The sequence below is a fragment of the Vibrio sp. Vb1574 genome (genome assembly GCF_033338675.1).
On sequence record NZ_JAWOTC010000171.1, the window covers coordinates 1 to 1,512 of the forward strand.

General features: G+C 47.3%; 1 protein-coding gene. It reads left to right on the top strand.

Translation table 11 applies throughout. The annotated features are described in order from the left end of the window. Positions 1-199: 199 nt before the first annotated feature. Positions 200-1,512, top strand: a 1,313-nt coding sequence (locus R7O12_RS24530) for an MATE family efflux transporter (RefSeq protein WP_318126646.1), incomplete at its 3' end; no start/stop codon positions are given.

A 1,512-nucleotide genomic window follows, 5' to 3' on the forward strand; every position in this document is an offset into this window, starting at 1 on the left:
CTAAAGCACGTCGTGACATCAGCCGTCGCATTCGTGAGCTGACTGAAGAAGACAAGCAAACTAGCGGCAAAAAATAAGTCCGATTAGTTCAAGTTTCAAACCCCGAGTGAGCATTCCTTACTCGGGGTTTCTTTTTGTCACTTTGTAGTCCAGTGTGTACAATAAAACCATTCTCGAATCCCAACACACTCTAATTTCTATGCCTTCAACTTCTACTAACGCACAACCTACGTTAGCAAAACAACTGTTTACGATGACATGGCCAATGCTGTTTGGTGTGTTGTCCTTAATGAGTTTTCAGCTTGTCGACAGTGCATTTATCGGTCAGCTTGGCGTTTTACCGCTTGCCGCTCAAGGTTTCACCCTACCGCTTCAAATGGTCATTATCGGCATTCAAGTAGGCTTAGGCATCGCGACTACCGCAGTGATCTCTAAAGCCTTGGGCGCGAATGATGCTCGCTATGCCAAACAACTTGGCGGATTGGTCTTAATGATTGGTTCAATCGGTGTTGCGGTATTCGGCCTCTTAATTTGGCTGCTGCGTTACCCGATTTTATCTCTGCTCAGCGCGCCAGAAACTGTTATGCCTATCATAGATAGTTACTGGCCTTGGTGGCTGCTGAGTTCATGGGCTGGTGCAGTCCTTTATTTTTACTACAGTATTTGTCGTGCCAATGGCAACACTATGCTTCCGGGCACGATGATGATGGTGACAAGTGGTGTGAACTTGGTATTAGACCCGCTGTTCATTTTCACGCTCGATCTCGGCATTAATGGTGCAGCGTTGGCAACCTTAGTTGCATTTGGGTTTGGTATCCTTGTCGTTGCGCCAAGAGTGAAGCGCAACCACTGGGCTACAACGCAATGGCAAGATCTGAATGTGATGAAAAGCGTCTCTTCGATAGGTAACATCATGGGGCCAGCCATGGTCAGTCAATTGCTGCCGCCGCTCTCTTCAATGTTAGCGACCAAGTTGCTTGCCAGCTTTGGAACTGCCGCAGTCGCTGCTTGGGCGCTAGGCTCACGTTACGAGTTTTTTGCCATTGTGTCTGTATTGGCACTGACCATGTCGATGCCTCCAATGGTGGGGCGCTTGTTAGGCGCAAAGAACTATCGAGACATTCAATCTCTGGTTGGAATAGCGGTTAAGTTCATTCTTGGCTTCCAGCTTTTGATTGCAGCGATTACCTTCTTGCTTGCAAACCCGCTCGCATTGTTAATGACAAGTGATACCCAAGTAGAACAAGTTCTCCACATGCATCTAATGATTGTGCCGATAAGTTTGGGCTCTCTTGGCGTTTGTATGCTGATGGTGTCGATTTGCAATGCGCTAGGGAAATCGTACACAGCATTAACCATTTCGGCATTACGCTTGTTTGTTTTCTTCCTACCTTGCCTATGGCTGGGTGCACAACTGGGCGGTATCAGAGGTCTGCTGTTTGGTGCGTGTGCGGGTAATATTATGGCGGGTATTTCTGCTTACCTTACTTACCGTAAAACCATACACAAACT